This window comes from Streptomyces sp. JLSY215, assembly GCF_059682825.1.
Genome location: NZ_CM185022.1, coordinates 1,910,512 through 1,935,581 on the forward strand (window position 1 = coordinate 1,910,512; position 25,070 = coordinate 1,935,581).

The following is a 25,070-nucleotide window of genomic DNA, read 5'->3' on the forward strand; positions in this document are numbered from 1 at the left end:
GGCGGCCCACGGCGGCGGTCCGGCCAGGGGGGATGCACGGTATGACGGACCGGCGTGCGGTCACGGTGTGGCGGGCGCTGCGGCAGCGCCCGCTGCGCTTCCTGCTCTCGGCGTGGCCGTGGCGGTGCTGGGCCTATCTGGCCAGCGGGGCGCTGCTCGGTTACGCGGCGCTGATCGCGCTGGTGCTCCTGGTGTTCGCGGGCATGGCGCTGTCGTTCGTCGGGGTGGGGATCGCGGTCCTGACGGCAGCCGCCCTGTACGGCATCCCCGTCGGTGCCCTGGAGCGGCGCCGGCTGCGGCTGGTCGAGCCGGTGCCGCTCCCCGGCCCGCACGGTGTGCTCGCCGCACGGGGCCCGGTCTCCTGGGCGGGCAGCCGGCTGCGGGAGCGGGCCACGTGGCGGGAGCTGGGCTACACCGTGGTGTTCGGGGCCGTGTTCGCCGCCGCCGGATGCGGTGTCGTGATGCTGCTGTGCCTGGCCGCCGCCCTGACGGCGGTCCCGGTCATCGCCTGGGCGCTCGCCCCCGAGCCCGTGATGATCATTCCCGGCGAGCCGGTCAGCGGGCCGCTGGAGGCGCTGCTGGGCCCCGCCGTGGGCGTCATCGGGCTCGCGCTGTCCGCGTACGCCGCCGGCCTGCTGGCCGGAGCGCAGGTCAGGACGGCGGAGTTGCTGCTGTCGCCCCGGGAGGACGAGGCGGGCAGCCGGGTCATCGAACTCACCCGCTCCCGCGCCCGGCTGGCCGATGCCTTCGAGGCCGAGCGGCGCCGTATCGAACGCGATCTGCACGACGGGGCGCAGCAGCAGCTGGTCGCCCTCAACATGACCCTGGGCATGGCCGAAATGGAGCTGCGCGAGAGCAACTCCCCCACCACGGAACTGGTCTCCCGGGCCCGCGGCGAGGTCCGGGCCGCCCTGACCCAGCTGCGCGACCTCGTCCGCGGCATCCACCCCCAGGTGCTGACCGACCACGGTCTGGCCGCCGCCGTCGCCGAGGTCGCGCTGCGCAGCCCGATCCCGGTCACCGTGGACATCGATCTGCCGCACCGGCTGCCCGACGGTGTGGAGAGCGTCGCCTACTTCACCGTGACCGAGGCGCTGGCGAACGCGGTCAAGCACAGCGACGCCACCGCCGTCACCATCGTCGCCCGGATCGAGGGAGGCGCGCTGCGCCTGCTGATCACCGACAATGGGAAGGGCGGCGCGGTCCCCGCCGCGGGCACCGGCCTGCAGGGACTGGCGGACCGGATGGCGATATGGGGAGGCAGGCTCGTGGTGTCCAGTCCGGTGGGCGGTCCCACCCAGCTCCGCGCGGAGGTGCCGTGTTCCGGATAGTCCTGGCCGAGGATTCCGTGCTGCTGCGGGCCGGACTCGTCGAGCTGCTGACCCGCAACGGCCACACCGTCACCGCCGCGGTCGGTGACGCCGAGGAGCTGGCCCGTGCGGTGGACGCCGGCCTCCCCGACCTGGTGATCACCGACGTACGGATGCCGCCCGGCCACCGCAACGAGGGCCTGAAGGCGGCGCTGGCCCTGCGCGCCCGGCACGGCCGGCTCCCGGTGCTCGTCCTCTCCCAGTACGTGGCCACCGCCTATGCGACCCAGCTGCTCGGCGGCGGCAGAGCCGGAAGCGGTGGCCTCGGTTATCTGCTCAAGGACCGGATCGGCGAGGTCCGTGAATTCCTGGACGCACTGCGGCGGGTGGCGGACGGTCAGACCGTGATCGACCCGGAGGTGGTCCGGGTACTGCTCGCCCAGCAGAGCCAGGACCGCTCGCTGAGCCGCCTCACGCCGCGCGAACGCGAGGTTCTGGCGCTGATGGCACAGGGCCTGAACAACCAGACGATCGCCCAGCGGCTGACCGTCACCGAGGCATCCGTCGTCAAGCACTCCGGCAACATCTTCATGAAGCTCGACCTCGACCCGACGGAAGGGAACCGGCGGGTTCTTGCGGTGCTGGCGCATCTGCGCGACGCGGCGTCGTCCCCGTGAGCGCGCCGCCCCCGCGCGGGGTGAGCAGCCGCGCCAGCCTGCGGGCGGAGGCCTCCCAGCTCCACCGCTCCCCCACCCACCGCCGGCCGGCCGCGCCCATCTCGGCCGCCCTCCGCGGCGACCGCAGCATCCGCAGCACCGCCTCGGCCACCTGCCGCACGTCCCGGCCGTCGACCACCTGCCCCGTCTCCCCGTCGCGGACGGCATCGGGTGCCCCGCCGGAGTCCCCCACGATCACCGGCAGCCCGCTCGCCGCCGCCTCCAGGAAGACAATGCCCAGGCCCTCCGCCTCCAGCCCGCCCTTGCGGGTACGGCACGGCATGGCGAAGACCTCGGCGGCGGCATAGTGGTCCGCGGTCCGGGCGTGGCCGACGCCTCCGGTGAAGATGACGGATCCTGCCGGGCAGGTACGGGCGAGCCGGTGCAGCCGCCGCTCGTGGGGGCCCTTCCCCACCACCACCAACACCGCCTCCGGCACCTCCTGTTGGATCAGCGGGAGCGCGCGGATGAGGGTGTCCTGGCCCTTGCGGGCGACCAGCCGGGAGACGCAGAGGATGATCCGCTTGTCCCCGGGAACCCCGGGGATGACCGCCGCTCCGGTTGCCCGGGGGCGGAAGTCCTCGACATCGACCCCCGGCACCAGCCGGCGCAGCGTCGCACGCGGGCCCAGCGCGGGAGCGATGCGGTCGCGGGTGTAGGGACCCAGATAGGTGACGACATCGACGCTCTCGCCGATCCGCCGCAGGATCCGGCGGGCGCCGGGCAGGCGCGCCCACCAGATCTCGTGGCCGTGTGTGGTGGCCACGATCCGCTGTATCCCGCTGCGTCGCAGCGCGGGCGCCATGTACGCGAGCGGCGCCGCGGCACCGAACCAGACCCGGTCGCAGCCGTGGGCCCGGGCGGTCGCCCTCGCCTGCCGGGTGATGCGAGGCGTCGGCAGCAGCATCCGGGCGGGGTCGCGGATCACCGGGAACGGCAGGGTGGCGTCGTACGCCGCGGCCCCCGGCTCGCTGGAGGTGTAGACGACGACGTCCTCGGCCGGCAGGCGGGTGGCCATGGCGTGCACGAAGGTCTCTATGCCGCCCTGGCGGGGCGGGAAGTCGTTGGTGATGACGAGGGTCCGGCCCGTGCGGCCGCCGGGCGGCCCGGCGGGCCGGGACGCCCGCACCGGTCGGGGGCCGGCCGCCGCCCGCGTCCACACCACCAGCACCAGGGGCAGCGCGAGATAGCCGAACCGGCCGGCGGGCGCCAGCACGAAAGCCAGGCACAGGCCGAGCGCGAGCCGGTCGGCGGCCGGCACGGCGCCGGCCGGCGGACGCCGCAGGAGCGATACGGCGACCGCGAGCGCCCCGCACGCCAGCAGTCCCACCGCCAGGTACCAGCCACCGGGTACGTACTGCACGAGCAGCCGGCCCGGGAGCGGGCTGCGGGCGGGCGTCGCCACCTCGGCCCGCCCGGTGGGGAAGGCCAGGACCTGCTGGAGCATGACGCCAGGAGAACGGAGGGCCCAGGGCGCAATCGCCAGGGCCGCACCACCCGCCGCGGCGGCCGCGCACCGGACGGCCGCCCGCCTGCCGTGACAGCCGGCCAGCAGCACCACGGCCACCGGAATCGCGGGCCACGCCGTCCACTTGAGGGCGCAGGCGGCCGCGAGCGCCGCCCCCGCGAGGAGGGGACGTCCGCGGGCGGCCGAGGCCAGGGCCAGGCAGCACAGTCCGGTCAGCGGGAGGTCCACACCGCTCACGCACAGCGGCAGCGCCACGACGGGCGAGGCGGTCAGCGCCAGAACGGCCGCCGGGTACCCCGAGCCGCTGCCGTGTCCGCGCAGCACCCTGCGGCCGGCCCACAGACAGCCGAAGAACGCCGCCGCGCACCAGATGCGGGCGTCGCCCAGCACGTTCGCGCCCAGCAGCGCTCGGGGTATGCCGAACAACGCCATGCCGGGGAGGTACGGCGTGTAGTCCCCGACGTCATGAGGGTGTGTCAGATACGGGGTGCCCCGCTCCAGCAGCAGCGCCCCGGAACGCTCGATCACCCCGACCTCGCTCTGCCCCGACCCGGTCAGCACGAGGTACAGCAGGGGAAGGACGACGGCCGCGGCGAGCGCGATCAGCGCGGGCACCCTCGCCCCGGCGCCCGTACGCGGCAGGCAGCGGGCGGCAACCGCCGCGCAGAGGTAGCCGATCGCGGCGCTCAGCCCCCACAGCCGGTGGGTCTCCGACGACGAGAACAGCGGGAAGTACGCGGCCCACGCTGCGGCGGCCGACCACCCGAGGAACTGGAGAGAACGGGAAATACTCACCCTGCCATTGCAGTCGCGGGGCGGGCGCAGGTCATGACGGCTGGGTCGACGATCCCCGGTCGGGTTTCCCCTACCCCCGGCCGCCCGCGTGTCTCATGCAACGAGACCCGCCGGTCCGGCTATTGACTGCCCCCTACACCGACCATGAGAGTGCCGCTCGTGCAGAACGACGCGAATACAGCGAAAACAGCGAAGACGACGGCGCCGGATGCGGCGGAGGAAGCGGACCGGGGCGGCGGGGAGAGCCTGCGCCGGGTGGCGGTGGCTTCGTTCATCGGGACGGCCATCGAGTTCTACGACTTCTACATCTACGGGACGGCCGCCGCCCTCGTCCTCAACCAGGCGTTCTTTCCGACCCTCGCCCCGGTCAACGCCACTCTCGCCTCCTTCTCCACCTACGCGGTGGCCTTCGCCGCGCGGCCGCTCGGCTCGCTGGTCTTCGGGCACTTCGGGGACCGGGTGGGGCGCAAGTCCGTACTGGTCGCGTCGCTGCTGCTGATGGGCCTGTCCACGGCCTTCGTCGGACTGCTCCCGGGATACGGCACGCTCGGCATCTGGGCGCCGCTGCTGCTGATCGCGCTGCGCTTCCTGCAGGGCATCGGCCTGGGCGGCGAATGGGGCGGGGCCGCGCTGCTGGCCGTCGAGCATGCGCCGAAGAAGCGCCGGGGACTGTATGCGGCCTTCCCGCAACTGGGGCCGTCCGTGGGGTTCTTCGCGGCGACCGGGGTGTTCTGGCTACTGTCCGCCGTGCTGGACGACGCATCGTTCCGCTCCTGGGGCTGGCGGGTGCCGTTCCTGCTGTCGTTCCTGCTGGTCGGCGTGGGGCTGTTCGTACGGCTGAAGATCAGTGAGACGCCGGTGTTCGCCAAGGTGATGGACGCCCAGGAGGCCGCCAAGGCGCCCGCCCTGGAGGTCTTCCGCCGGCATCCGCGCGCACTGCTGCTGGGCGCGGGCGGCATGATCGTCGCGTACGGGCTCTTCTACACCGCGACGACTTACTGCCTCGCGTACGCCACCGGCACCCTCGGCATCTCCCGTAACACCATGCTGGCCCTCTCCCTCGTCGCCTGCCTCTTCCTGGCGGCCGGCACCTGGCTGGCCGCCACCCGCTCCGACGCCGCCGGCCGCCGCACCCTGGTCCTCGCGGGATGCGGCCTGTCGGTCGTGTGGGGGCCGGTCCTCTTCCCCCTGCTGGACACCGGACAGCCGGCGCTGATCGCGCTGGGCATCGGCGGCGCGCTGTTCTGCATGGGGGTGGTCTACGGCCCGATGGGTGCGTATCTGCCGGAGCTGTTCGGCACGACGGTGCGCTACTCGGGCGCCTCGCTGGCGTACAACCTGGGCGGTGTCCTGGGCGGCGCGGTGGCACCGCTGGTCGCCACCCGCCTGCAGTCGGCGTTCGGTTCGGCATCGGTGGGCTGGTACGTCAGCGCCATGGCGGTCGTCTCGCTGGTGTGCGTGCTGGCGCTGCCGGAGACCCGGGACCGCGAGCTGAGCTGAGCCGACGGCCCGCTGTCGGCGGGCTGTCGGTGGACTGTCGGCGGCGTACGCCACTGTGACAGCGGGCCGATTCCCGGCCCCACGACTCCCGGAGGTTCACCATGGCCACGTCCAGGACCGGCGCCCTCGAGGTGCCCGGCGCTCGGATCCACTACGAAGTGCGCGGCCACGGGCCGGTGCTCGTACTGATCCACGGGGGCGCCGGGGACGCCGGGGTCTTCCACCAGATCGTGGACCCGCTCGCGGAGCACTTCACGGTGGTGACGCCGGACCGCCGCGGCCACTCCCGCAGCCCGCTCGACGCGCCCGGCAGCACACCCCGGGTCGCCGAGCACAGCGACGACATCCACCGGCTGATCGGCGAGCTGTCCGGGGAGCCCGCGCTGGTCTACGGCAGCAGCTCCGGCGCCGTGGTGGCGCTGGACCTGCTCGCCCGGCACCCGGACCGGGTCACCACCGTCCTCGCCCATGAACCGCCGGTGATCGGACTGCTGCCGGACGCGGCGGCCTACCGGCGGCTGTTCGCGGACGTCCAGGTCACCTACCGGCGGCAGGGGACCAAGGTGGCGATGCGGCAGTTCCTGACGGGCGTCGGGCTGGTGGACGACTCCTGGGAGATGCCGCCACTGTCGGAACTCCCCGCTGCCATACGGGAGTTGCTGGAGCGGCTGGCGGCCACCGAACCGTTCTTCCTGGAGCACGAGCTGATCGAGGTCACCTCGTACGAGCCCGATACCGACGCCCTGCGCACGGCGGGCGACCGGCTGCTGATCGGGGTGGGGCGCGAGTCGGCCGCGCAGATGCCCGGCCGTACGGGCGCCGCGCTGGCCGCCCGGCTGGGGCTGGACGTCACGGAGCTGCCGGGAGGGCACTCGGGCTATGTGGAGGACGGCGTCGGCTTCGCGGCCCGGCTGACGGAGCTGTTCGGCCGGGGTGCGCTCAGGGCCTGAGCCACCACCGTTCGCTCTCCCAGGACAGCGCCTCCCAGAGGCGGTTGAGGGGATGGCCGGGGCCGTACGAGTCCCGCTCGCCGCGCCGGGTGAAGACCCCGACCAGCACCTCGGTCCTGGGCCCCACATCGCCGACGACGTCCAGCGTCCGCAGCCCCCCGGCCTCCGGGAGCCGGCCGTCCGCCGCCGCCTCGCCGATGCCGCGGGTGACCAGCATCGCGCCGCTGACCACCCCCGAGCGCAGCAGCTCGAAGCCGTAGTGGGCGGCCTCTATCTCCGCGGCGACGGTCAGCTTCTGGCGGTAGTCGGGGCCGTACCAGGAGGTCAGGAAGCGGCCGATGAGGCCGCGTGCGGAGATCACCAGCGGCAGCGCGGGCAGGTCGCGGGCGCCGAAGGCGACGCCGGGGAGGCGTTCGGGCGGCAGGTTCGTCAGCAGGGACAGGCCGCTGCGGCGCCACTCCATCACCTCGTACGGTGCGAGCTGCTCCTTCTCCTGGCCCTCCGTCACCACGATGCTGCCGCAGACCACATCCAGCTCCTTGGAGCGGAGTTTGGTGAACAGGTCGCCGGTGCGGACATGGGTGACCTTGAGGTCGACGTTGTCGCGCTCGTACTCCTCGCTGACGCGTTCCACGGCGTCCAGGAGGAAGCCGAGGGTGTAGCGGGTGGTGCCGACGGACAGCGTCCGGCCCAGGCGGCGGCGAGCGTCGTGCACACCGTCCGACCAGTCACCGAGCGTGCGCCGCGCCAGGTCGACGAGCGCCTCGCCGGTCGCGGTGAACAGGGCGTCGCGCCCCCGCCCCTGTTTGAGCACCAGCTCCTCGCCGCACAGCGCGGCGAAGGTGCGGTTCATCGTGTCCAGCTGCTTTTGCACGCTGGACTGTTCGCGGCCCAGCCGGCGGGCGGCACCGAGCGCGGTGCCCTCCTCGCGGACCATGATCAACGTGCGCAGCTGGTCCATGGTGGTATCGAGCAGCTCCGGCGGATACTGCAACGGCCCCTCTAAGGACATGCGCCCCTTCTCGCTTTCCCATTCCCCTTTAATTCACAGCTGAGCAGCATAGCCCCCGTTCAAAACTGATCCGGAGGCCAGCCGGGATTATCTGGGGATTTCTTCCGGAAAATGCTGGATGCGCTCCCGGTACCCGTGCAAAGGTCATCGCAATCCAGGTCAACCCATCATCTCTGCAAGGAGAGTTGAGCTCGTGAGCCATTCCCCGGTCGCGCCACCGCTGAGCGGAACCCCGCCGATGACCCGGGCGGTGAAGCGGCCCGGCACGCTGACCGCCCTGCTGGTGGTTTCGGCGCTCTCGGCGGTGTCGGCATTCGTCGGCGCGATATTCGTCTTCGGCAGCGGAAAGAATCTCGCCGAGGAGAACCTGAAGGACGCCCTCGCAAGCGATCCGGCCGCTGCCGGACTGCCGTCCGGGACCTCGGCGGACGAGCTTCTGGGCGGCCGGCTCTGGGGCGCGTTCGTCGACGAGCGGCACGACACCCTGGTGGCCCGTGCCGTTGCCGCCGTGGTGGTCGGGGCGCTGCTGCTCATCTTCGCGCTGTGCGCCCGCAAGGCGGCGACCTGGGCCCGCGTGCTCATCACCCTCACGTGTCCGGTGGTGCTCCTGCTGCACATCCTGATCGCCGGGGATTACCCGCCGGACACCCTGCTGCTGACGAGCACGGTCGCGATGCTCACCGCCTTGCTCGCCATCGTCTTCAGCTGGCTGCCGGCCAACGGCCGTTATGCGAAGCAGCTGAAGGGACGGTAAAGGGCGGTGGCCCGCGCGGTGACACCGCAGCGAAGGCCCCGGGCGAGTGCCCGGGGCCTTCGGCGTTATTCCGCGTTCCGATTACCGCTGTTTTCCGGGTGCGGGTCCTACCGGTGTGCGGGGAATTCCACCACCTGCTGGTAGGTCGGCCGGTTCTGCCAGCTGATGGTGTCGTGGGTCAGACCGCCCACCGCGCGGTGGATGATCGCATCCGCGCACCACTGGTCGCCGGCCTTGCAGCTGCCATCGCCCGGGTAGACCTGCTCGGCCGTCCTGGAGTTGGCCTGCCGCAGGGTCTCCAGCAGGGTGTCGCGGCACGCCGACAGCTTGCCGTTGCCGCAGTACCGCTCGGCGAGCGGGCCCTTGACCTTGTCGCCGAGCACCGAGCGCAGATCCTTGTCCGCGTAGCTCCACCAGCCGTACTGGAAGGCGGATCCGGCGTGCGCCCCGGTGGGGCCGTGGCCGGCCGACGGGGACTCGTCGATGGCCAGGTTGGCGGTCAGGGCGCTGTAGAGGTCGCCGCCCAGGCCCGGCTTGAAGACGGCCTCGATCATCTGCGGCCACCAGGCGTCCATCAGCCGTACGGCGTCGGAGTGGGCGTAGGTGTGGGAGCCCGCGGTGGTCTCGCGGCGCTGGGCGCCGTCCTTGCGCCAGGCCTCCAGCTGCTGCACCGCCTTCTTGAGCGCGGGGTCGGTGATCGGCTTGCTGCGCAGCACCCGCAGCATCTCGGGCAGCACGTCCTCGCCGCGCAGGTCGGTGACCGCGGCCTCCGCCATCGCCCTGGTCAGCGACGCCCGGGTGACGCCGCCCTCCTCGGTCAGCGCGCGCACCCGGTCGTCCAGCAGATTGGCGCGGTGCACCGTGCCGTTGCCGAAGCCGGCCGAGTCGTAGTCCTTGGCCTGCTTGTTGTTCCAGGAGATGTAGTAGTCCTGGTTGACGGACTGCGGGTGCTGGGCGGGCGGGGTGTGGTCGGTGGTATTGGTGGCGGGGTCGTAGCCCTTCCACGCGTAGGCCTGCTCCGCCTTGACGGGCAGCGCGGGATCGACGTCCGGGTTGCGGACGGGGTTGAGGCCGCTGTTGTAGTACGCGATGTCGCGGGAATCGGCGTAGAACCAGTTGAAGGCGTAACCGATGTGCTGGGCGGCCTTCTTGAACGTCGCGGCATCGCGGACGTACGAGGGGTCGTTGAGCATCTGGAAGCCGATGATGGAGTCGGCCTCGTGCCGGTAGGTGGTGCGCAGCGCCGTGTAGGCGACGGGCCTGCCCTTGACCGTGGCGCGGTGGGTGACGATTCCCCACTTGGTCCGGAAGACCTGCATCCGGTACGAGCCGGCCGCCGTCGGGTCGGCGATGGTGGGCTTCCAGGAGTTGGTGCGCTCCAGCTTCTCCATGGGGACGCACGCGCCGTGGTAGCGGTACGACGTCGAGTCCTTGGTGGGCCGGGAGCCGTCCGCGTTGCACAGGTCGACGGCGTAGGTGTCGGTGATGTCCTGGCCCGCGGAGGTGGCGCTCCAGGCGTAGTCCTGGCCGCGGCCCAGCTGGACGTACATCCCGACGCCCGCGAAGGAGGCGCCGCGGGCGCTGATGCCCGGTCCCTGGATCTCCTGGAGCATCAGCAGCTGGGGCGCGAAGTAGCCGGTCTGCGGGCCGAAGACGGCGACCGGGTTCCCGCTGGCGGTGTGCTTGCCGGAGACCAGCAGGGCGTTGGACATACCGCGGTGCTGGGTGGGGTTGAAGCTGCCCTTGGGCAGTACCCCGTCCTTGAAGAGGCCTTCCAGCTTCTTGTACTTCTTCGGGGCCTCGACCGGGTCCTGCGGCGTCCGCTCGCCCTTCTTGAGGGCCGCGGCGCCCGTGCGGTCGAAGACCAGCGGTTCGGAGGTGACCGAGCCGCGGTCGGGCAGTGCGGTGCCCTTGGCCTTGGCGGGCTTGACGGCGTAGGGGAAGCTCTGGCCGTCGTGCAGGGTCTTGGCGGCCTCGGGGTCGTTGCGCTCGCGGAAGGACTCCCAGACCTCGGTGCCCTTCTCCACGCCGTACTTCTGCTGGGCGGAGAGCAGTGCGAGGGCGGAGGGGACCTCGCCGCCGCCGCCGTTGCCGAAGAGCCCGCCGACGACGGAGGCCAGGGCTATCAGGTCGGTGAGCTTGAAGGGCTTGATCTCACCGGCGTTGGTGATCGCGTTGACGTGTCCGGTCAGGACGTACTCGCCGGGGAAGTAGCGCCCGTTCTTGGACTGCTCCCGGTAGGCGTTGATGCCGTCGACATACGCCTGGGCGTCCTGCATCGCCTGCTTGCCGCGCGCTCCGTTGTTGTTCCGGATGGCGTCGACCTGCTCCTGGAGGTCCTTCTCGGTGTACGGCGCCTGGGGGAAGAACTGCTGCTCCAGGCCCTGGTTGGCGGGCGCGCCGCCGGCGAAGGAGGTCAGCTCGCCGCGGCCGATGTGCCGGAAGAGGTCCATCAGCCACAGGCGGTCCTGGCCCGCGGCGTAGCCGGCGCCGAATTCGGTGCCGTAGCGGGTGGTGCCCTTGATGTGCGGGACGCCGGTCTTCTTGTCGCGGGTGATGGTCACATCGTCGCGGGGGGTGGAGACCTTGCCGACCTGGTCCTGGGGGACGCCGAAGGAGGCGTCGTTGAAGAAGTTGGTGAGCGTGTCGTCCGTGAGGTTCTGATAGCCGCCGGCCAGCGCGCCGTAGGGGCCCAACTGGTCGGTGGAGTGCGGAGGGTGGGTGCCGAACAGCTTGTTGCCGAGGATCTGCATCAAGGTGGCGTTGCCGGTGGCGCCGGGCGGCAGGATGTCGGCGCACTGCCCCTGGCAGTAGTCGTTGGCATCGTTCGAGGCGGCCGCGGCCGCGGTGGGGGGTGGTGCCAAGAGCGTGGCACCCAAGGCGAACAGGGCTGCCGCGGCGGCAGCCCTGAGCCTTCCGGTACGTCGTTGCATCCCTGCTCCTCGATGGGGGTCCGCCGGGCTCCTCAAGAGCCCGGCGGAGGCTGGGCGGGACGTTACCGGCGGTTACGCGTGGCCGGAAGGTGAACAACAGTCACCTTTTCGAATTCCCCACAGACAACGGGGCGACGGGACCGGCCGGGCCGGGGCGAACCGCACGAAAATTCGAGGGATCCAGGTGGTGATCGGCTACGTCCCTTCCGTGTCCAGTCAGGTTCTCCGCGCGGAGGGTAGGGACGAAGGTGGCCGGTTTCAGAGCACTCGCAGAACAGGTCCGCAATCCACGGCTCGTGGCGACCCAGCGGCGTACGGCGCTGCGCAAATGCCTGGAGCGCTTCGCCCCCTACGGGCATCGCGCCACCTGGCACCATCTGTGCACCCGGGCCGGGATCGCCGCGCAGGACCGCAGCCCCGACCCCGAGCGGCTGGTGGCCGCGCTCGCGGAGCTGGAGGAGGCACGCACCCTCTGGCTGGCCTACGAGCGGGAGTTCGCCGACCGGCGCCGCAAGGAGAAGCACGACGGCATCCGGCAGCCCGGCGCGATCGACGACTGGCACCGGCGCACCTGGGGCGGCTGCGACATCGTGCCGTGCGAGTCACCGCAGCGGCATCCGGCGGCCCGGCTCGCGGTGGTGCTGCGCAGCATGATCGCGGCGATGGAGTCGGGACGGCCGCGCCGGGACTGCCCGGTGTGCGGCGGGACGCGCTTCGCCTGGCTGCCGTCCGCCGCCAACTGCCCCTCCTCCGGCCCCGCCTGCCGGGAGTGCGGCGTACTCGCCCCCGCCTCGGTGCTCACGCCGGAGGCGCTGACGGCGGCGGCCGGCTGGGCGGGGGCGTTCGCGGCGGCGTGAGTGCGCCCCGGCGCGTCATCTTCCCCGGGCGTTGTCGGACCCCCGTGTCACCATGAAGACATGCTTCAGGTATGCCTCAACGGCGCCCGAACCGCCGCCGATTCGGCCGCGGTTCCGCTCTCACCGGCCGCGCTCGCCGAGGCCGCCCGGCAGGCGGTGGCGGCCGGTGCGGTCGACGTCCACGTCCACCCCAAGACCCCCTGCGGCCAGGATTCCCTCTCGCCGCGCGTGGTGGGACCGGTCCTGGAGGCGATACGGGCCGTGGTGGACGTCCCGGTCGGTGTGACGACCGGCGCCTGGGCCGAGCCGGACCCCGGGCGCCGGGCGGAGCGGATCGGGTCGTGGACGGTGCTGCCGGACCACGCCTCCGTCAACTGGCACGAGCCGGGCGCCGATACCGTCGCCGCCGCCCTGCTGGAGCGCGGCATCGGCATCGAGGCCGGCCTGTGGTCGGGCACCGAGGCCGCGGCCCGCTTCGCCCGCTCGCCCCTGGCGCCGCGGGTGCTGCGGGTCCTGGTCGAGGTGTTCGACCCGGACGCCGGCGGCGCGCGCCGCACGGCACACCGGCTGCTCGCCGAGGTGACGGACGCCGGACACGGCCGCCCGGTGCTGCTGCACGGCGTGGACGACGGCGCCTGGACGGTGCTGCGGCTGGCCCGTGAGCTGGGCCTGGACACCCGCATCGGCCTCGAGGACACCCTCCGGCTCCCCGACGGCCGCCCCGCCGCCTCCAGCGCCGAACTCGTCCTGGCCGCCCAGGAGTTCACCCAAGTCCTGCCCGGCGGCTGACACCGGAGGCCGGTCCCGCCCGCCGCCGCGTCTCCCACGCCCCCGCCCGGTGCCCGTCCGGCAGCGGGCCGGGGTGCCGTTCCGCCACGGCCGGTACGCGCCACTTCGACCTGAAACACCTGTTGATCCGGCGACCGGCCGGTAACGTCGGCGGCCCGTACGTCCGTGCCGCAGCAGGGCGGCGCGGACGCCGCAGGAGAGGTGGATGTCCATGGCCGAACTCCACGATCTGACCGCGCTCGAACAAGCCGCGGGAATCAGCTCCGGCGAGATCTCACCCGTCGAGCTCACCGAGCACTACCTGGCGCGGATCGACCGGCTGGACGACACCCTCGGCGCCTTCCTCACCCGTACGCCGGAGATCGCCCGCAAGCAGGCCGCGGACGCCGAGAGCGAGGCCGCCGCGGCCCGCCGGGAAGGCCGCGAACTCCCGGCGCTGCACGGCGTTCCGGTGCCGGTCAAGGACCTCAACAACGTGGCGGGCGTGCGCTGCACGATGGGCTCACGGGCGCTGGCCGGGTACGTCCCCACCGTCGACGACCATGTGGCCGAGAAGCTGCGGGCGGCCGGCACGATCCTGCTCGGCAAGACCAACACCCCCGAATTCGGGCTGCCCTGCTACACCGAGAACGGCCTCGCGCCGCCCGCCCGTACCCCGTGGGACCTGGAGCGCTCGGCGGGCGGCTCCAGCGGCGGCGCGGGCGCGGCGGTCGCCGGCGGCCTGGCGCCCCTCGCGCACGCCAGCGACGGCGGCGGCTCGATCCGCATCCCGGCGTCGGTCTGCGGGCTGTACGGCATCAAGCCCAGCCGCGGCCGGATCAGCGCCGGCCCGCTGCTGCACGATGTGACGGGCCTGAGCACCTCGGGACCGCTGGCCCGTACGGTCGCCGACGCGGCCACGCTGCTGGACGTCCTGGCGGGCGAGATGCCCGGCGACCCGTACACGGCGCCGGCGCTGCCGCCCGGCGAGACCTTCGCCGCGCACGCCCGGCGCGACCCCGGACGGCTACGGATCGCCCGCCTGACCGGCGCCCCGATACCGGGCATCACCGTCGATCCCGACTGCCGCACCGCCACCGACCGCACGGCCGCCCTGCTGGGCGAACTCGGCCATGAGGTGGACGAGGTGACGCTGCCGGGCGACGACGGCATCCTCATCGCCTTCACCCGCGTCTGGTCGGTGGTGGCCGCGAACCGCCCGGTGCCCGCCGAGGGCGAGGAGCTGCTGATGCCGCTCACCCGCTATCTGCGCGCACGGGGCAAGGAGGTCTCCGGCAGCGACTTCGCGGGCGCGCTGTATGCGTTCCGGGCGCTGGCGCAGACCATCGCGGACGGACTGATGGCCCCCGGCGGGTACGACGCGATCCTCTCGCCGACGCTGGCCGGGCCGCCGCTGCCGGTGGGCGCGCTGCGCAACGACGCCCACCCGCAGGCCGAGTTCGCCGCCATCGGCGCGTACACCCCGTTCACCGCGCTCTACAACGCCACCGGCCAGCCCGCGGTCAGCCTCCCGCTGCACTGGAACGCCGCGGGGCTGCCGATCGGCGTGATGCTCGGCGGCCGGTACGGCGAGGAGGCCACCTTGATCTCCCTCTCCGCGCAGCTCGAGCGGGCCCGCCCCTGGGCCGGCCGCAAACCGTCGCTCTGGTGAGCACCGTCGCGCCCGCCCCCCTGCGGGGCGGGCGCGCGCTCAGCCGCAGACGCCGTCGCGGTCGCGGTCGCCGGGCGTGCAGGCCCCGCCGTCCTCGCCGCCCGCGGGCACCTCCGCCAGGTCCTTCGCCGCCGGGTCCGTGCCCGCCGCTGCCGGGTCCGTGCCCGCCCGGTCCTTGACCGTCCGGTCGACCCGCAGCCGTCGGGCGCCGGGACCCTGCGCGCCGAGGTTGTCGTAGGGATTGGACAGCGCGCACTTCTCCAGCGAGAGACAGCCGCAGCCAATGCAGCCGGTGAGCCGGTCGCGCAGTTCGACGAGCTGGCTGATGCGCTCGTCCAGCTCGGTGCGCCAGACCTCGGAGAGCCGGGCCCAGTCGGCGCGGTTGGGCGTGCGCTCGTCCGGCAGCTCGGCCAGCGCGTCGCGGATCACCGCGAGCGGGATACCGACCCGCTGCGCCGCCCGGACGAAGGCGACCCGGCGCAGCGCATCGCGGGAGTAGCGGCGCTGGTTGCCGGCCGTCCTGGTGCTGCTGATCAGCCCCTTGGACTCGTAGAAGTGCAGCGCGGAGACCGCCGCGCCGCTGCGCGCGGAGAGCTGGCCGACGGAGAGCTCATGAACCTTGTACGGAAGCTGAGGCACCTCTCAACCCTAGGGCCTGTCCGACCCTGACCCATCGGACAGGCCCCAGCCCGCACACCCGGCGCAACGTTTCCGCAGGCGTTGACAGTGGGTGCCCGCACTCTGCATGCTCACCAGGCAATGAGCAAGCGCTTAGTAACTGCTTGTCGGGCAGGAAATACCGAGCGGGACATACCGAGGAGGCAGACGGAGATGGCAGAGCCCCGAGTGTTTGCGTCGGTCGACGAACTGCGGGCGGCGGTCGGCGAGGAGCTGGGCCCCAGCGACTGGCTGGAGATCGACCAGAAGCGGATCGATCTGTTCGCGGACGCCACCGGCGATCACCAGTGGATCCATGTGGACCAGGAGAAGGCCGCGGCCGGCCCGTTCGGCACGACCATCGCGCACGGCTATCTGACGCTCTCGCTGCTGCCCACCCTCGTACCGCGGCTGATGCGGGTCGACAACGTGACGATGGGCATCAACTACGGCACCAACAAGGTGCGCTTCCCCGCCACCGTCCCGGTCGGCTCGCGGCTGCGCGCCACGGCGAAGATCGCGGAGGTGGCCGAGGTGAAGGGCGGGGTGCAGCTCACCACGCTCGTCACGATCGAGCGCGAGGGCGGCGACAAGCCCGTGTGCGTCGCGGAGTCGGTCAGCCGGTTCTATCTGTAGCGGGGCGCTCCTGGGCCCCCACCATCCGCAGGACGAGGCCGGCGTAGAGCGCGCCGACCTCGTCGGGGGTGCGCGGGCCGTCCGCCGAGAACCAGCGGGCGACGTCCACGCAGAGCGACAGCACGGCCAGCGTGGTGCCCGGGACGTCGTCGGCACGGAACTCCCCGCTGTCGGCGCCGTCCTGGATGATGCCGCGCAGCAGCCGGTCGGTCCGGCGGCGCAGATCGGCGATCTCGGCGTAGTGCTCGGCGCTCAGCGCCTGGAGTTCGTACTGGATGACCCGGGCGGTGGTGTGGTGCTCGGCGTGCCAGCGGGCGAAGGTGCGGACCGCGTCGGCGAGCCGGTCGGTGGCGCTGCCCGGCGCCTCGGCGGCGGCGCCCATGATGCGCAGCGCCTTTTCGTGGCCGATGCCGCTGATGCGGTAGAGCAGCTCTTCCTTGGTCTTGTAGTGGATGTAGAGCGCGGCGGGGCTCATCCCGGCCCGGCCGGCGATGTCGCGGGTGGTGGTGGCGTGGTAGCCGCGCTCGGCGAACGCCTCGACGGCCGCGCCGACCAGCCGTCGCGCGGCGTCCGGGGTCACCCCGTCCCATTCGGCGCCCACGGCGTTCTCCGCGTCCGCCCGTTCCGCCGCAGCACCCATCCCGTACCCCGCTCCTCGATCCGTCAGGGACGTTCCCCTGACGGATCGAACACCATACCGCGTCACTGAGCAAGCGCTTAGGGGGCCGGTGCGGCGCGGGCCGGATGCCGCGCGGCGGCGCGGTCAGAAGGCCGAGACGCCCGTCAGCGCCCGCCCGATGAGCAGTTTCTGTATCTGGCTGGTGCCCTCGTAGAGGGTCATCACCCGGGCGTCCCGCAGCAGCTTGCCCACCGGGTACTCATCGATGTAACCGTATCCGCCGAAGACCTGGAGGGCGTTGTTGGCGGCGCGTACCGCGGCCTCGGAGGCGAACAGCTTGGCCTTCGAGGCCTCGGTGGCGAACGGCTCACCGCGGTCGATCAGATCGGCCACCCGCCAGGTCAGCAGGCGCGCCGCATCCACATCCACCGCGATATCGCTGATCAGCTCCTGCACCAGCTGATGCCGGGCGATCGGCTTGCCGAACTGCTCGCGCTCCCCCGCGTAGCCCAGCGCGGCCTCCAGGGCGGCCTGCGCGATGCCCACGCATCCGGCGGCGACCGACATCCGCCCCTTGGCCAGCGCGGACATCGCCACCGAGAAGCCCTTGCCCTCGGGGCCGAGCAGGGCCGTGGCGGGGACCCGCACGCCGTCCAGGGTCAGTTCGGCGGTGGCCTGGCCGCGCAGTCCCAGCTTTCCGTGGATCTCCCGGCGCGCCAGCCCGGGGGTGTCGGCCGGTACGAGGAAGGCACTGACGCCCTGGTGTCCGGGCGCGTCGCCGGTGCGGGCGAAGAGCAGCACGAGATCGGCCCAGGTGCCGTTGGTGATGAACATCTTGGCGCCGTCGATGACATAGTCACCGTCGTCGTCGCGGACGGCCCGGGTGGCCAGATTGCCCGCGTCGGATCCGGTGCCCGGCTCGGTGAGCCCGAAGCAGCCCACCGCCTCGCCGGACGTCAGCCGCGGCAGCCACTCCCGCTTCTGGCGTTCGTCGCCCCAGGAGGCGATGGTCTTGGCCACCAGACCGAGGGAGACCGAGACGATGCCGCGCACGGAGGAGTCGCCGCGCCCCAGTTCCTCGGTGACCAGGGCGTAGGAGAGATGGTCGCCGCCGCAGCCGCCGTACTCCTCGGGGACGGTGAGTCCCAGGAATCCGACCTCGCCGAGCTTCCTGACGATGCCGCGGTCGACCGCTTCCGCGCGGTCCCAGGCGGTGGCGTGCGGAATGATCTCGCGCTCGGTGAAGTCCTTGGCGAGGCGGCGCACCGCCGTCTGCTCCGCGCTGAGCTTCAGGTCCATCGAGGGCTCCCTGTCGACGAGAACAGTTGATCAGCTGGTTAATTACCAGTGCTAGTTTTCTTCCGACGGCCCTTACTATGTGCGTCATGGCCCGACCCCGCAAGCCCCTGCTGAGCCGCGAACGCATCGTCACCACGGCGCTGGCGCTCATCGACGCGGAAGGCCTGCCGGCGCTCTCCACCCGGCGTCTGGCGGCGGAGCTGGGCGTGAGCGGACCCTCCCTCTACAACCACTTCACCACCAAGGACGAGATCCTCGACGCGGTCGCCGACACGGTCATCGCCGAGGTCGACGTATCGGCGTTCGCGGCGGGCGGCGACTGGCGGGACGGGCTGCTGGACTGGGCCCGTTCCTACCGCGCCGCGCTCGCCGCGCATCCGCACATCGTGCCGTTCCTCGCGCAGGGCCCCGGCCGCCGCCCGGCCGGGCTGAAGATGGCCGACGCGGCCTTCGGCGGCATGGTCGAGGCGGGCTGGCCGCCGGCCCAGGCCACCCGGATCTGCGCGATGGTCCGCTACTTCGTGGCCGGCTCCGCCCTGGGCTCGTTCGCCCGCGGTTTCGTGGCCGACCCGAGCGCGTACGACCCCGCCGACTACCCGCATCTGGGCCAGGCCCATCTCCTGGCCGAGCACCAACGCCAGGTCGACGAGGGTGCCTTCGAGACCGGTCTGCGCGCGCTGGTGGACGGTCTGGCGCTGCAGCACCCGCAGCTCCTGCCGCCGGACGGCGCCCCGGGCGACGCCTGACGAAGCCACCCGGACCCGTACAGGTGCGCAGGGATCCGCGCGGGTCACCCGAGGAATGGACACCTCCGCCGCATCCCCGGCAAGAGCGGTAAAGTGCGCCCGCCTCTGGCGGACAGAGGCCATATGTGCGTAAGCGGGAGGCTGCGTGCACGCGTCGGGTATGGCTCTGAACGGCCCTTTCCGGACCCGGTACGGACGATTCGTCATCGAGGTGCTGCGCGGTCAGGCGCAGGTCGATTTCCTGCCCAGCGCGCCGGCCGGTGTGGTGTTCTCGGTCGCGCTGTTCGCGGCGGGCTGGGAATTCGGCCTGTACGGGCTGATAGGCACGGCCGTCGGAACCGCCACCGCCCGCATCCTGGGCGTGGACCACGACCGGATCACCGCCGGCCTCGAAGGGTTCAACGCCTGCCTGGTGGCGGTCGGCTGCGCGGTCTTCCTCGGCGCCGGGCATCCGTCCACCGCGCTGCTCGCGCTGGCCGGCAGCGCGGCGGTCACCGTGCTCACCGCGGCCGCCGTCCGCATCCTGGCCACCTGGGAACTGCCCGCCTTCACCCTGCCGTTCTGCATCACGGCCAGCGCGATGACCATCGCCGCACCCGGCTTCCAGCGCGTCTGGCACCAGGACGCGGGCCCGGCCGCCCTCTCGCAGCCCGCCGCCGGGCCCACGGCCCTCACCTTCACCGACCTCTGGCACGCCTTCTTCGCCGATATCGGCCAGATCTTCTTCATCCCGCAGTGGCACATCGGCCTGATCTTCCTGCTCGGGATCTTCCTCGCCTCCCGCCGGGCGGCCGCCCTGGCCTGCGTCGGCAGCGCCGTCGGCATCCTGACCGCCTGGGCCCTCGGCGCACCCGCCGAGCAGGTGGCCGAGGGCACGATGGGCTACAACGCCGTACTCGTCGCGATGGCGCTGTGCGGGGTGTTCCTCGTCGCGGACGGCTGGAGCCTGGCCTATGCGGTCGTCGGCGCGGCGGCCGCGACCGCGCTGAGTCCGGCCCTGGCGGCCGTCTTCGCACCGTCCGGCGGCCACATCTTCACCTGGCCGTTCGTCCTGGTCTCGCTGGTCTTCCTGGTGGCGGCACCGGCGTTCCCGCGGCTGCGCAGGGTCACGGGCTGAGCGGGCCCCGCCGCCCGGCCCGGCGCCGGTGATGCCGGGCGAACGTACCGACCGGAGGTACGGCGTCAGCGGACCGCGCACTACGAGTTTCCGGCCGCCCCGGCGCGCGGGGCCGGCGGCGCTCACCGCGCCCCCGGCCCCGCCCCGGTCCGTCCGCCTAGAACACCACCAGCGCCCGCCCGCTCTTCCCCGCCACCATCGCCTCGAACGCGGCCGGGATGCCGTCGAGTCCGATCCGGTCGGTGACCAGCGCGGAGAGGTCGAGGGCGCCGGAGCGGACGTGTTCGGCGATGACCGGGAGGTCGCGGGCCGGGTCGCTGTTGCCGTAGACACAGCCGGAGAGGGTACGGCCGAAGTAGAAGATCTCCAGGGCGGAGAAGGTGACCTGCTGGTCCTGGCCGCCGATGCCGACGACCGTGGTGCGGCCGCCGCGGCGGGTGGCGGACCAGGCCGTGCGGATGGTGTCGGCGCGGCCCACGCACTCCACCGCGACATCGGCGCCGACGCCCCCGGTGAGCTTGCGGATCGTCTTGGCCGTGTCGTCACCGGCCACCACGAACTCGGTGGCCCCGGCCGCCCGCGCCAGTTCCTCCTTCGCCGGGGAGACGTCCACGGCCACGATCGGGCCCGCACCCGCGATCCGCGCCGCCTGCAGGGTGGCCAGGCCCACCCCGCCGACGCCCAGGACCGCCACCGACTCCCCCGCCCGCACCCGCGCGCTGTGGTGGACGGCGCCCCAGCCGGTGAGCACCGCGCAGCCCAGCAGCGCGGCATCGGCCAGCGGCACGCCGTCCGGCAGCGGCAGCGCGGCCCGCGCGGGCACCACCGTCTCCTCGGCGAACACGGCCGTGCCCAGGCCCGGGTAGAGATCGGTGCCGTCCGCCCGCCGCGCGTACGGCTTCGCGGCGGCCGCGCCCGCGTTGACGCACAGCCAGGGCTCCGCCAGGCCGCAGAAGTGGCATCCGCCGCAGGACGGCGCCCAGTTCAGTACGACCTGGTCCCCGGCCGCGACGTCGGTGACGCCCTCGCCGACGGCGGTGACGGTGCCCGCGCCCTCGTGTCCCAGGACGGCGGGCGCGGGCTGCTTCAGCGTCCCGTTGGACAGCGACAGGTCGGAGTGGCAGACCCCGGCCGCGGCGAGCCGGATCCGGACCTGGCCCGGACCCGGTGCGGGCAGCTCGATCTCGGTGATCTCCAGTGGGGCGTTGACGGCGGGCAGTACGGCGGCGCGGACCACGGTGCGGTCTCCTCTATCGGGAGGTACGGGACGGACGGGGCGGGCGGCGGCCCGGTCTCACAGCTGCAGGGACTTGGTCTGGAGGTACTCGGTCAGACCGTGCGGGCCCAGCTCGCGGCCCACGCCGGACTGCTTGTAACCGCCGAACGGCGCCAGCAGGTTGAAGCGGCCGCCGTTGATGTCGACCTGCCCGGTGTCCAGCCGGCGGGCGAAGGCGACCGCGGTCTCCTGGTCGGCGGCCCATACCGCGCCGGCCAGACCGTAGACCGTGCCGTTGGCGATCCGTACGGCCTCCTCCTCGTCCTCGTACTTGAGGATCGAGATGACCGGGCCGAAGATCTCCTCCTGCGCGATGGTCATCTCCGGCGTCACGTCCGCGAACACCGTCGGGCGGACGTAGTAGCCCGCCTCAAGGCCCTCGGGGGCCTCCGCGCCGCCCGCCACCAGGCGCGCGCCGTCCGCCACCCCCTGGGCGATGAAGCCACGGACCCGGTCGCGCTGCTTGGCGTTGACGAGCGGGCCGAGCCGGCTGGCCTCGTCCCGCGGGTCGCCGGGGACGTAGGCGGCCACGGCCTGGGCGGTGAGCGCCACCGCCTCGTCGTACTGGTCGGCGTGGACCAGCATCCGGGTCAGCGCGTTGCAGGACTGGCCGGAGTTGCGGATGACATCGGCGACGTTGACCTCGACGGCCTTGGCGAGGTCCGCGCCCGGCAGGATGACATTGGCGGACTTGCCGCCGAGCTCCAGCGCCACGCGCTTGACCGCGCCGCCCGCGATCGCACCGATCTTCTTGCCGACGGCCGTCGAGCCGGTGAAGGAGACCAGGTCCACGCCCTCGTGCTCGGCCAGCGCCTGGCCCGCGACCGTCCCGAGGCCGGTGACGAGGTTGAAGACACCCGCCGGGATGCCCGCCGCGTCCACGCACTCGGCGAAGAGCTGGGCGGTGAGCGGGGTGTCCTCGGCGGGCTTGAGCACGACCGTGCAGCCCGCGGCGAGCGCCGGGGCGACCTTGTTGGTGATCTGGTGCAGCGGGTAGTTCCAGGGGGTGATCGCGCCGACCACGCCGACCGGCTCGTGCAGCACGGTGGAGTTGCCGAGCTTCTCCTCGAAGGCGTACGAGGCGGCCAGTTCGGCGTACGAGCCCACCACCGCGACCGGGAGACCGGCCTGCACCCGCGTGCTGAAGGTACGCGTTGAGCCCAGCTCGGCGGTGATGGTCTCGGCGATCTCCCCGGCGCGCTCGGCGAGCCGGTCGCGCAGCGCGGTCAGCCGGGCGGCGCGCTCGGCGGGGGCGGTGGCGCGCCAGCCGGGCAGCGCGGCGCGGGCGGCGCGGACGGCGGCGTCCACGTCCTCGGCGGTGCCGGCCGGGACGGTCGCGATCACCTGCTCGTCGGCGGGGTTGCGCACCTCGATGGTGTCGCCTCCCACCGCGGGCCGCCATACGCCGCCGATGTACATCCCGTCGTGTGCCTTCATCAAGCCGTCCTCCCGAGAGTCCGCGCGGCGGTGTGCCGCGCCCCTCAAACTAGCGGCGCTAGTTTGAGGGGCGCCACTCCCGGCGGGAGCGGAGCGCGTCACCCGGCCATCATCACCCGGGCCCGCGCCCCGGTCACGGCCGCCCGCGGTGTCGCCCGCCCGGTCACGCGCCGGGGATCCGGGCGCGGAACTTCTCGGTCAGATCGGCGCCGCGGATCACTCCGCCCTGGTGGTACTTCAGCCCCCAGGCATCGATCACCGACCCGTCGCCGAACATGCAGGCGGACATCACCTTGTCCGGCTTCGTCTCGCCCTTCAGGCCCCAGCCGCCGCCGTCCGTGGGCCGGTTGCCGAACATCGCGGTGCCGTTGATGCCCTGGCAGTAGGCGATGGAGGGATTTCCGGGGCTGCTGGGGCCGGTGGGCTTACGGACGTAGGCCAGCGCGGCCAGGGTCGGCTTGTCGGCGGCCAGGGTGTCCGCCGCGATCATGATCTGGCTGCCGTCCTTCGCGGTGAACAGGCACATCTCCCGCTCGCCGCCCAGCGGGGTGATGACGTTCCCGGAGCCGGTGAAGTACGGGACCCGGGTCTGTGCCACCCCGCCCTTCTCCTCGCACCAGGACGCGGCCGCGGAGACATGCCGCCCGGCGGGCGGGGTGCCGTCGGCCGCGTGGGCCGCCACGGCCGTACCGGAGACGAGGACGAGAACGGAGACGGCAAGGGCGTGGGAGCGCTTCACGCTTCCTCCTGAGGGATCGTCGAAAGAGGGTCCGGGAGCGGGCCCGGGAGAAGGCCCGGGAGCGGGCCGGAAGGGCGGTCCGAGCGGTGATCGAGCGGTGATCGGGTGGTGATCGCGCGGCGCATCGCCGCTGGTCGCACCCGTGCGCACGGGCACATCCTTCGCAGCGCGCGGCACAGCGTCAACGCCCGCCCCGTCCTTGCCCCGCGCCCCCGGCCACATTGACGCGATCACTTCGGCGAACGGCCCGTGACGTGCTCCGACGGACGAGCGTTTCCGGCCAGTAATTCACCGGTAACAGCCCCTGGAACGCGACCGGTTAGAGTGTCCGGCCTGATGAATCCCCCACTGCTGCGCATTCGCCTCCTCGGCGGGTTCCGGCTGGAACGCGACGGCGGCGCGCCGCTCGCGGAGCGCTGGTCCCGGCCCAGCGCCCGGACGCTGGTGAAGCTGCTCGCGATCGCGCCGGGCCATCAGCTGCACCGCGAGCAGCTGATGGCCGTGTGCTGGCCGCACGCCGAACTCCCCGCGGCGCTGCGCAGCCTGCGGGTCGCGCTGCACGCCGCCCGGCACGCGCTGGAGCCGGAACGGCGGCCTCGCGCCGTCTCCTCGTATCTGACCGGCGACGGCGCGCTGCTGCGGCTGGCGCCCGGCGCGGTGTGGGTCGACACCGACCACGCCGGCACCCTCGCCCGGCAGGCCCTGGCCGACGGCGCGGCCCCCGGGCTGGCGGCCGCGCTGGAGGCGCTGAGCGGCGAACTGCTCCCGGAGGACCGGTACGCGGCCTGGGCCGGCCCGCCCCGCGAGCGCCTGCGGCAGCTGCGCGGCCAGGTGCGCGACGCGCTGTCCCGGGCGCAGGAGACCGCTGCCCGGGTGACGCCCGACGAGGGGGCGGCCCCCGAGGCGGATGCGGCGCGGGTGCGGCTGGACTGGGCGCTGGCCCTGGACCGTTCGGGACGCTCCGGGGAAGCGCTCGGCGTGCTGCGGGAGGCCCTGGCCTCGTACGAGCGCCAGGGCCGGGGCGATGCCTGCGTCCTGGCCGCGGCCCGGCTGGCGGAGGTGCTGTGCCGCAGCCGCGCGGGCGAGGAGGCGCTCACCGTGCTGGGCGCCCATCCGCCGGGGCCGGGGACCCCCGACGAGGTGCGGGCGGCACACCGGATGGCGCGCTCCGCGGTGCTGTCGTACGCGGGCCGGTACGACGAGGCGCTGGCGGCCGCGCGGGCGGCGCAGCGGTCCGCGGAGGCCGCACGGGGGGCCGACCGGCCGGTGCTGCTGGCCCGTTCGCTCGCCCAGCAGACCGTCTGCCTGGGCCTGTCCGGCCGCTCCGCCGAGGCGGCGGGCCCCGCCGAACGCGCCCTGGCGCCGGCCGAGGAGTCCGGTGACCCGGCGCTGCTGGCCACCGTGCTGTCCGTGCTGCGCGAGAACGCGCGCCGGGCGGGCCGGCACCGGCAGGCGCTGGAGTACGGACGCCGCGCCCTGGCACTGGCCGAGCAGGCCGGCCGGCCCACGGCCACCGCCTTCGAGCGCGCCAACCTAGCCGAACTGCACCTCCTGCTCGGCGAGCGGGACGACGCGGAACGCCTGGCCCGCGCCGCCGTCGAACTGGCCGAACCCTTCGGGGCCACGGCCCTCGCCTTCGCCCTGATCGCCCTGGCCCGCGTACGGCACGCCCCCGACCCGGCCGGCAGCGCCCGCCTCCTGGACCGGGCCGAGCGCTGCGCGGAGGAGGGCGGGCATCTCCAGGCCATCGACGAGGTACGCACCGCGCGCACCGCCCTGACCGGCCGGGCATGACGTACGGCGGGCGCC

At 73.1% G+C, this 25,070-nt stretch carries 21 protein-coding genes and 1 pseudogene; 12 read left to right on the forward strand and 10 right to left on the reverse strand.

Features of this window, described 5'->3' with window-relative positions; genetic code table 11:
* The first annotated feature begins 41 nt into the window (after positions 1–41).
* A complete protein-coding gene (locus AC5677_RS08595) occupies positions 42–1,331 on the forward strand; it encodes a sensor histidine kinase (protein WP_497194420.1) in 1,290 nt (429 codons plus the stop codon).
* Entirely contained in the window at positions 1,319–1,987 is a 669-nt protein-coding gene (locus tag AC5677_RS08600; protein ID WP_497194421.1) for a LuxR C-terminal-related transcriptional regulator, read from the forward strand. The genes AC5677_RS08595 and AC5677_RS08600 overlap by 13 nt, the downstream gene beginning before the upstream one ends.
* Here AC5677_RS08600 and AC5677_RS08605 read toward each other — a convergent pair.
* Complete coding sequence (locus AC5677_RS08605) at positions 1,899–3,044, reverse strand: glycosyltransferase family 4 protein (RefSeq protein WP_497196544.1); 1,146 nt, start codon at positions 3,042–3,044, stop codon at positions 1,899–1,901. The two genes, AC5677_RS08600 and AC5677_RS08605, sit on opposite strands and share 89 nt — an antisense overlap.
* A 204-nt stretch (positions 3,045–3,248) precedes the next feature.
* Positions 3,249–3,926: pseudogene (locus AC5677_RS08610) on the reverse strand (glycosyltransferase 87 family protein); the annotation flags it as partial.
* 522 nt (positions 3,927–4,448) lie between these two features.
* On the opposite strand from AC5677_RS08610, the gene AC5677_RS08615 reads away from it, so the two are divergent.
* Both AC5677_RS08615 and AC5677_RS08620 read left to right on the forward strand, forming a co-directional pair.
* Entirely contained in the window at positions 4,449–5,789 is a 1,341-nt protein-coding gene (locus tag AC5677_RS08615; RefSeq protein ID WP_497194422.1) for an MFS transporter, read from the forward strand.
* 101 nt (positions 5,790–5,890) lie between these two features.
* Positions 5,891–6,739 (forward strand): alpha/beta fold hydrolase, encoded by an 849-nt coding sequence (locus AC5677_RS08620; protein WP_497194423.1) that lies wholly within the window; start codon positions 5,891–5,893, stop codon positions 6,737–6,739.
* On the opposite strand, the gene AC5677_RS08625 is transcribed toward AC5677_RS08620, so the two are convergent.
* Positions 6,729–7,751, reverse strand: coding sequence for a LysR family transcriptional regulator (locus AC5677_RS08625; protein ID WP_497194424.1), 1,023 nt, complete (start codon positions 7,749–7,751; stop codon positions 6,729–6,731). The two genes, AC5677_RS08620 and AC5677_RS08625, sit on opposite strands and share 11 nt — an antisense overlap.
* A 193-nt stretch (positions 7,752–7,944) precedes the next feature.
* On the opposite strand from AC5677_RS08625, the gene AC5677_RS08630 reads away from it, so the two are divergent.
* Positions 7,945–8,505, forward strand: coding sequence for a hypothetical protein (locus tag AC5677_RS08630; protein ID WP_497194425.1), 561 nt, complete (start codon positions 7,945–7,947; stop codon positions 8,503–8,505).
* A 107-nt stretch (positions 8,506–8,612) separates the two neighbouring features.
* On the opposite strand, the gene AC5677_RS08635 is transcribed toward AC5677_RS08630, so the two are convergent.
* Positions 8,613–11,438 (reverse strand): penicillin acylase family protein, encoded by a 2,826-nt coding sequence (locus tag AC5677_RS08635; RefSeq protein WP_497194426.1) that lies wholly within the window; start codon positions 11,436–11,438, stop codon positions 8,613–8,615.
* 248 nt (positions 11,439–11,686) lie between these two features.
* On the opposite strand from AC5677_RS08635, the gene AC5677_RS08640 reads away from it, so the two are divergent.
* From AC5677_RS08640 to AC5677_RS08650, 3 genes are all read left to right on the forward strand, one after another.
* The gene (locus AC5677_RS08640; protein ID WP_497194427.1) at positions 11,687–12,295 is read left to right on the forward strand and encodes a hypothetical protein; all 609 of its coding nucleotides are present in this window, start codon (positions 11,687–11,689) and stop codon (positions 12,293–12,295) included.
* A gap of 60 nt (positions 12,296–12,355) precedes the next feature.
* Complete coding sequence (locus AC5677_RS08645; RefSeq protein WP_497194428.1) at positions 12,356–13,084, forward strand: 3-keto-5-aminohexanoate cleavage protein; 729 nt, start codon at positions 12,356–12,358, stop codon at positions 13,082–13,084.
* A 211-nt stretch (positions 13,085–13,295) separates the two neighbouring features.
* Positions 13,296–14,735: an amidase gene (locus tag AC5677_RS08650; RefSeq protein ID WP_497196545.1), complete on the forward strand. Its 1,440-nt coding sequence runs from the start codon at positions 13,296–13,298 to the stop codon at positions 14,733–14,735.
* A 39-nt stretch (positions 14,736–14,774) separates the two neighbouring features.
* Here AC5677_RS08650 and soxR read toward each other — a convergent pair whose 3' ends face one another.
* Entirely contained in the window at positions 14,775–15,374 is a 600-nt protein-coding gene (soxR, locus tag AC5677_RS08655) for a redox-sensitive transcriptional activator SoxR (protein WP_497194429.1), read from the reverse strand.
* A 192-nt stretch (positions 15,375–15,566) separates the two neighbouring features.
* On the opposite strand from soxR, the gene AC5677_RS08660 reads away from it, so the two are divergent.
* Positions 15,567–16,028, forward strand: coding sequence for a MaoC family dehydratase (locus tag AC5677_RS08660; protein ID WP_497194430.1), 462 nt, complete (start codon positions 15,567–15,569; stop codon positions 16,026–16,028).
* Here AC5677_RS08660 and AC5677_RS08665 read toward each other — a convergent pair.
* Positions 16,009–16,668, reverse strand: coding sequence for a TetR/AcrR family transcriptional regulator (locus tag AC5677_RS08665; protein ID WP_497194431.1), 660 nt, complete (start codon positions 16,666–16,668; stop codon positions 16,009–16,011). The two genes, AC5677_RS08660 and AC5677_RS08665, sit on opposite strands and share 20 nt — an antisense overlap.
* 123 nt (positions 16,669–16,791) lie before the next feature.
* On the reverse strand, positions 16,792–17,946 hold the full coding sequence (locus AC5677_RS08670) for an acyl-CoA dehydrogenase family protein (RefSeq protein ID WP_497194432.1): 1,155 nt from the start codon (positions 17,944–17,946) through the stop codon (positions 16,792–16,794).
* An 86-nt stretch (positions 17,947–18,032) separates the two neighbouring features.
* Between AC5677_RS08670 and AC5677_RS08675 the strand changes: the two genes are divergently transcribed.
* A complete protein-coding gene (locus AC5677_RS08675; protein WP_497194433.1) occupies positions 18,033–18,692 on the forward strand; it encodes a TetR/AcrR family transcriptional regulator in 660 nt (219 codons plus the stop codon).
* A 160-nt stretch (positions 18,693–18,852) separates the two neighbouring features.
* A complete protein-coding gene (locus AC5677_RS08680) occupies positions 18,853–19,809 on the forward strand; it encodes an urea transporter (RefSeq protein WP_497194434.1) in 957 nt (318 codons plus the stop codon).
* 157 nt (positions 19,810–19,966) lie between these two features.
* Here AC5677_RS08680 and AC5677_RS08685 read toward each other — a convergent pair whose 3' ends face one another.
* From AC5677_RS08685 to AC5677_RS08695, 3 genes are all read right to left on the reverse strand, one after another.
* Positions 19,967–21,046, reverse strand: coding sequence for a Zn-dependent alcohol dehydrogenase (locus tag AC5677_RS08685; RefSeq protein ID WP_497194435.1), 1,080 nt, complete (start codon positions 21,044–21,046; stop codon positions 19,967–19,969).
* Positions 21,047–21,103: 57 nt separating this feature from the next.
* Positions 21,104–22,522: an aldehyde dehydrogenase family protein gene (locus tag AC5677_RS08690; protein ID WP_497194436.1), complete on the reverse strand. Its 1,419-nt coding sequence runs from the start codon at positions 22,520–22,522 to the stop codon at positions 21,104–21,106.
* A 163-nt stretch (positions 22,523–22,685) separates the two neighbouring features.
* On the reverse strand, positions 22,686–23,261 hold the full coding sequence (locus tag AC5677_RS08695; RefSeq protein ID WP_497194437.1) for a hypothetical protein: 576 nt from the start codon (positions 23,259–23,261) through the stop codon (positions 22,686–22,688).
* A 336-nt stretch (positions 23,262–23,597) separates the two neighbouring features.
* Here AC5677_RS08695 and AC5677_RS08700 point away from each other — a divergent pair, with 336 nt between their 5' ends.
* On the forward strand, positions 23,598–25,055 hold the full coding sequence (locus AC5677_RS08700) for an AfsR/SARP family transcriptional regulator (RefSeq protein ID WP_497194438.1): 1,458 nt from the start codon (positions 23,598–23,600) through the stop codon (positions 25,053–25,055).
* Positions 25,056–25,070 lie beyond the last annotated feature (15 nt).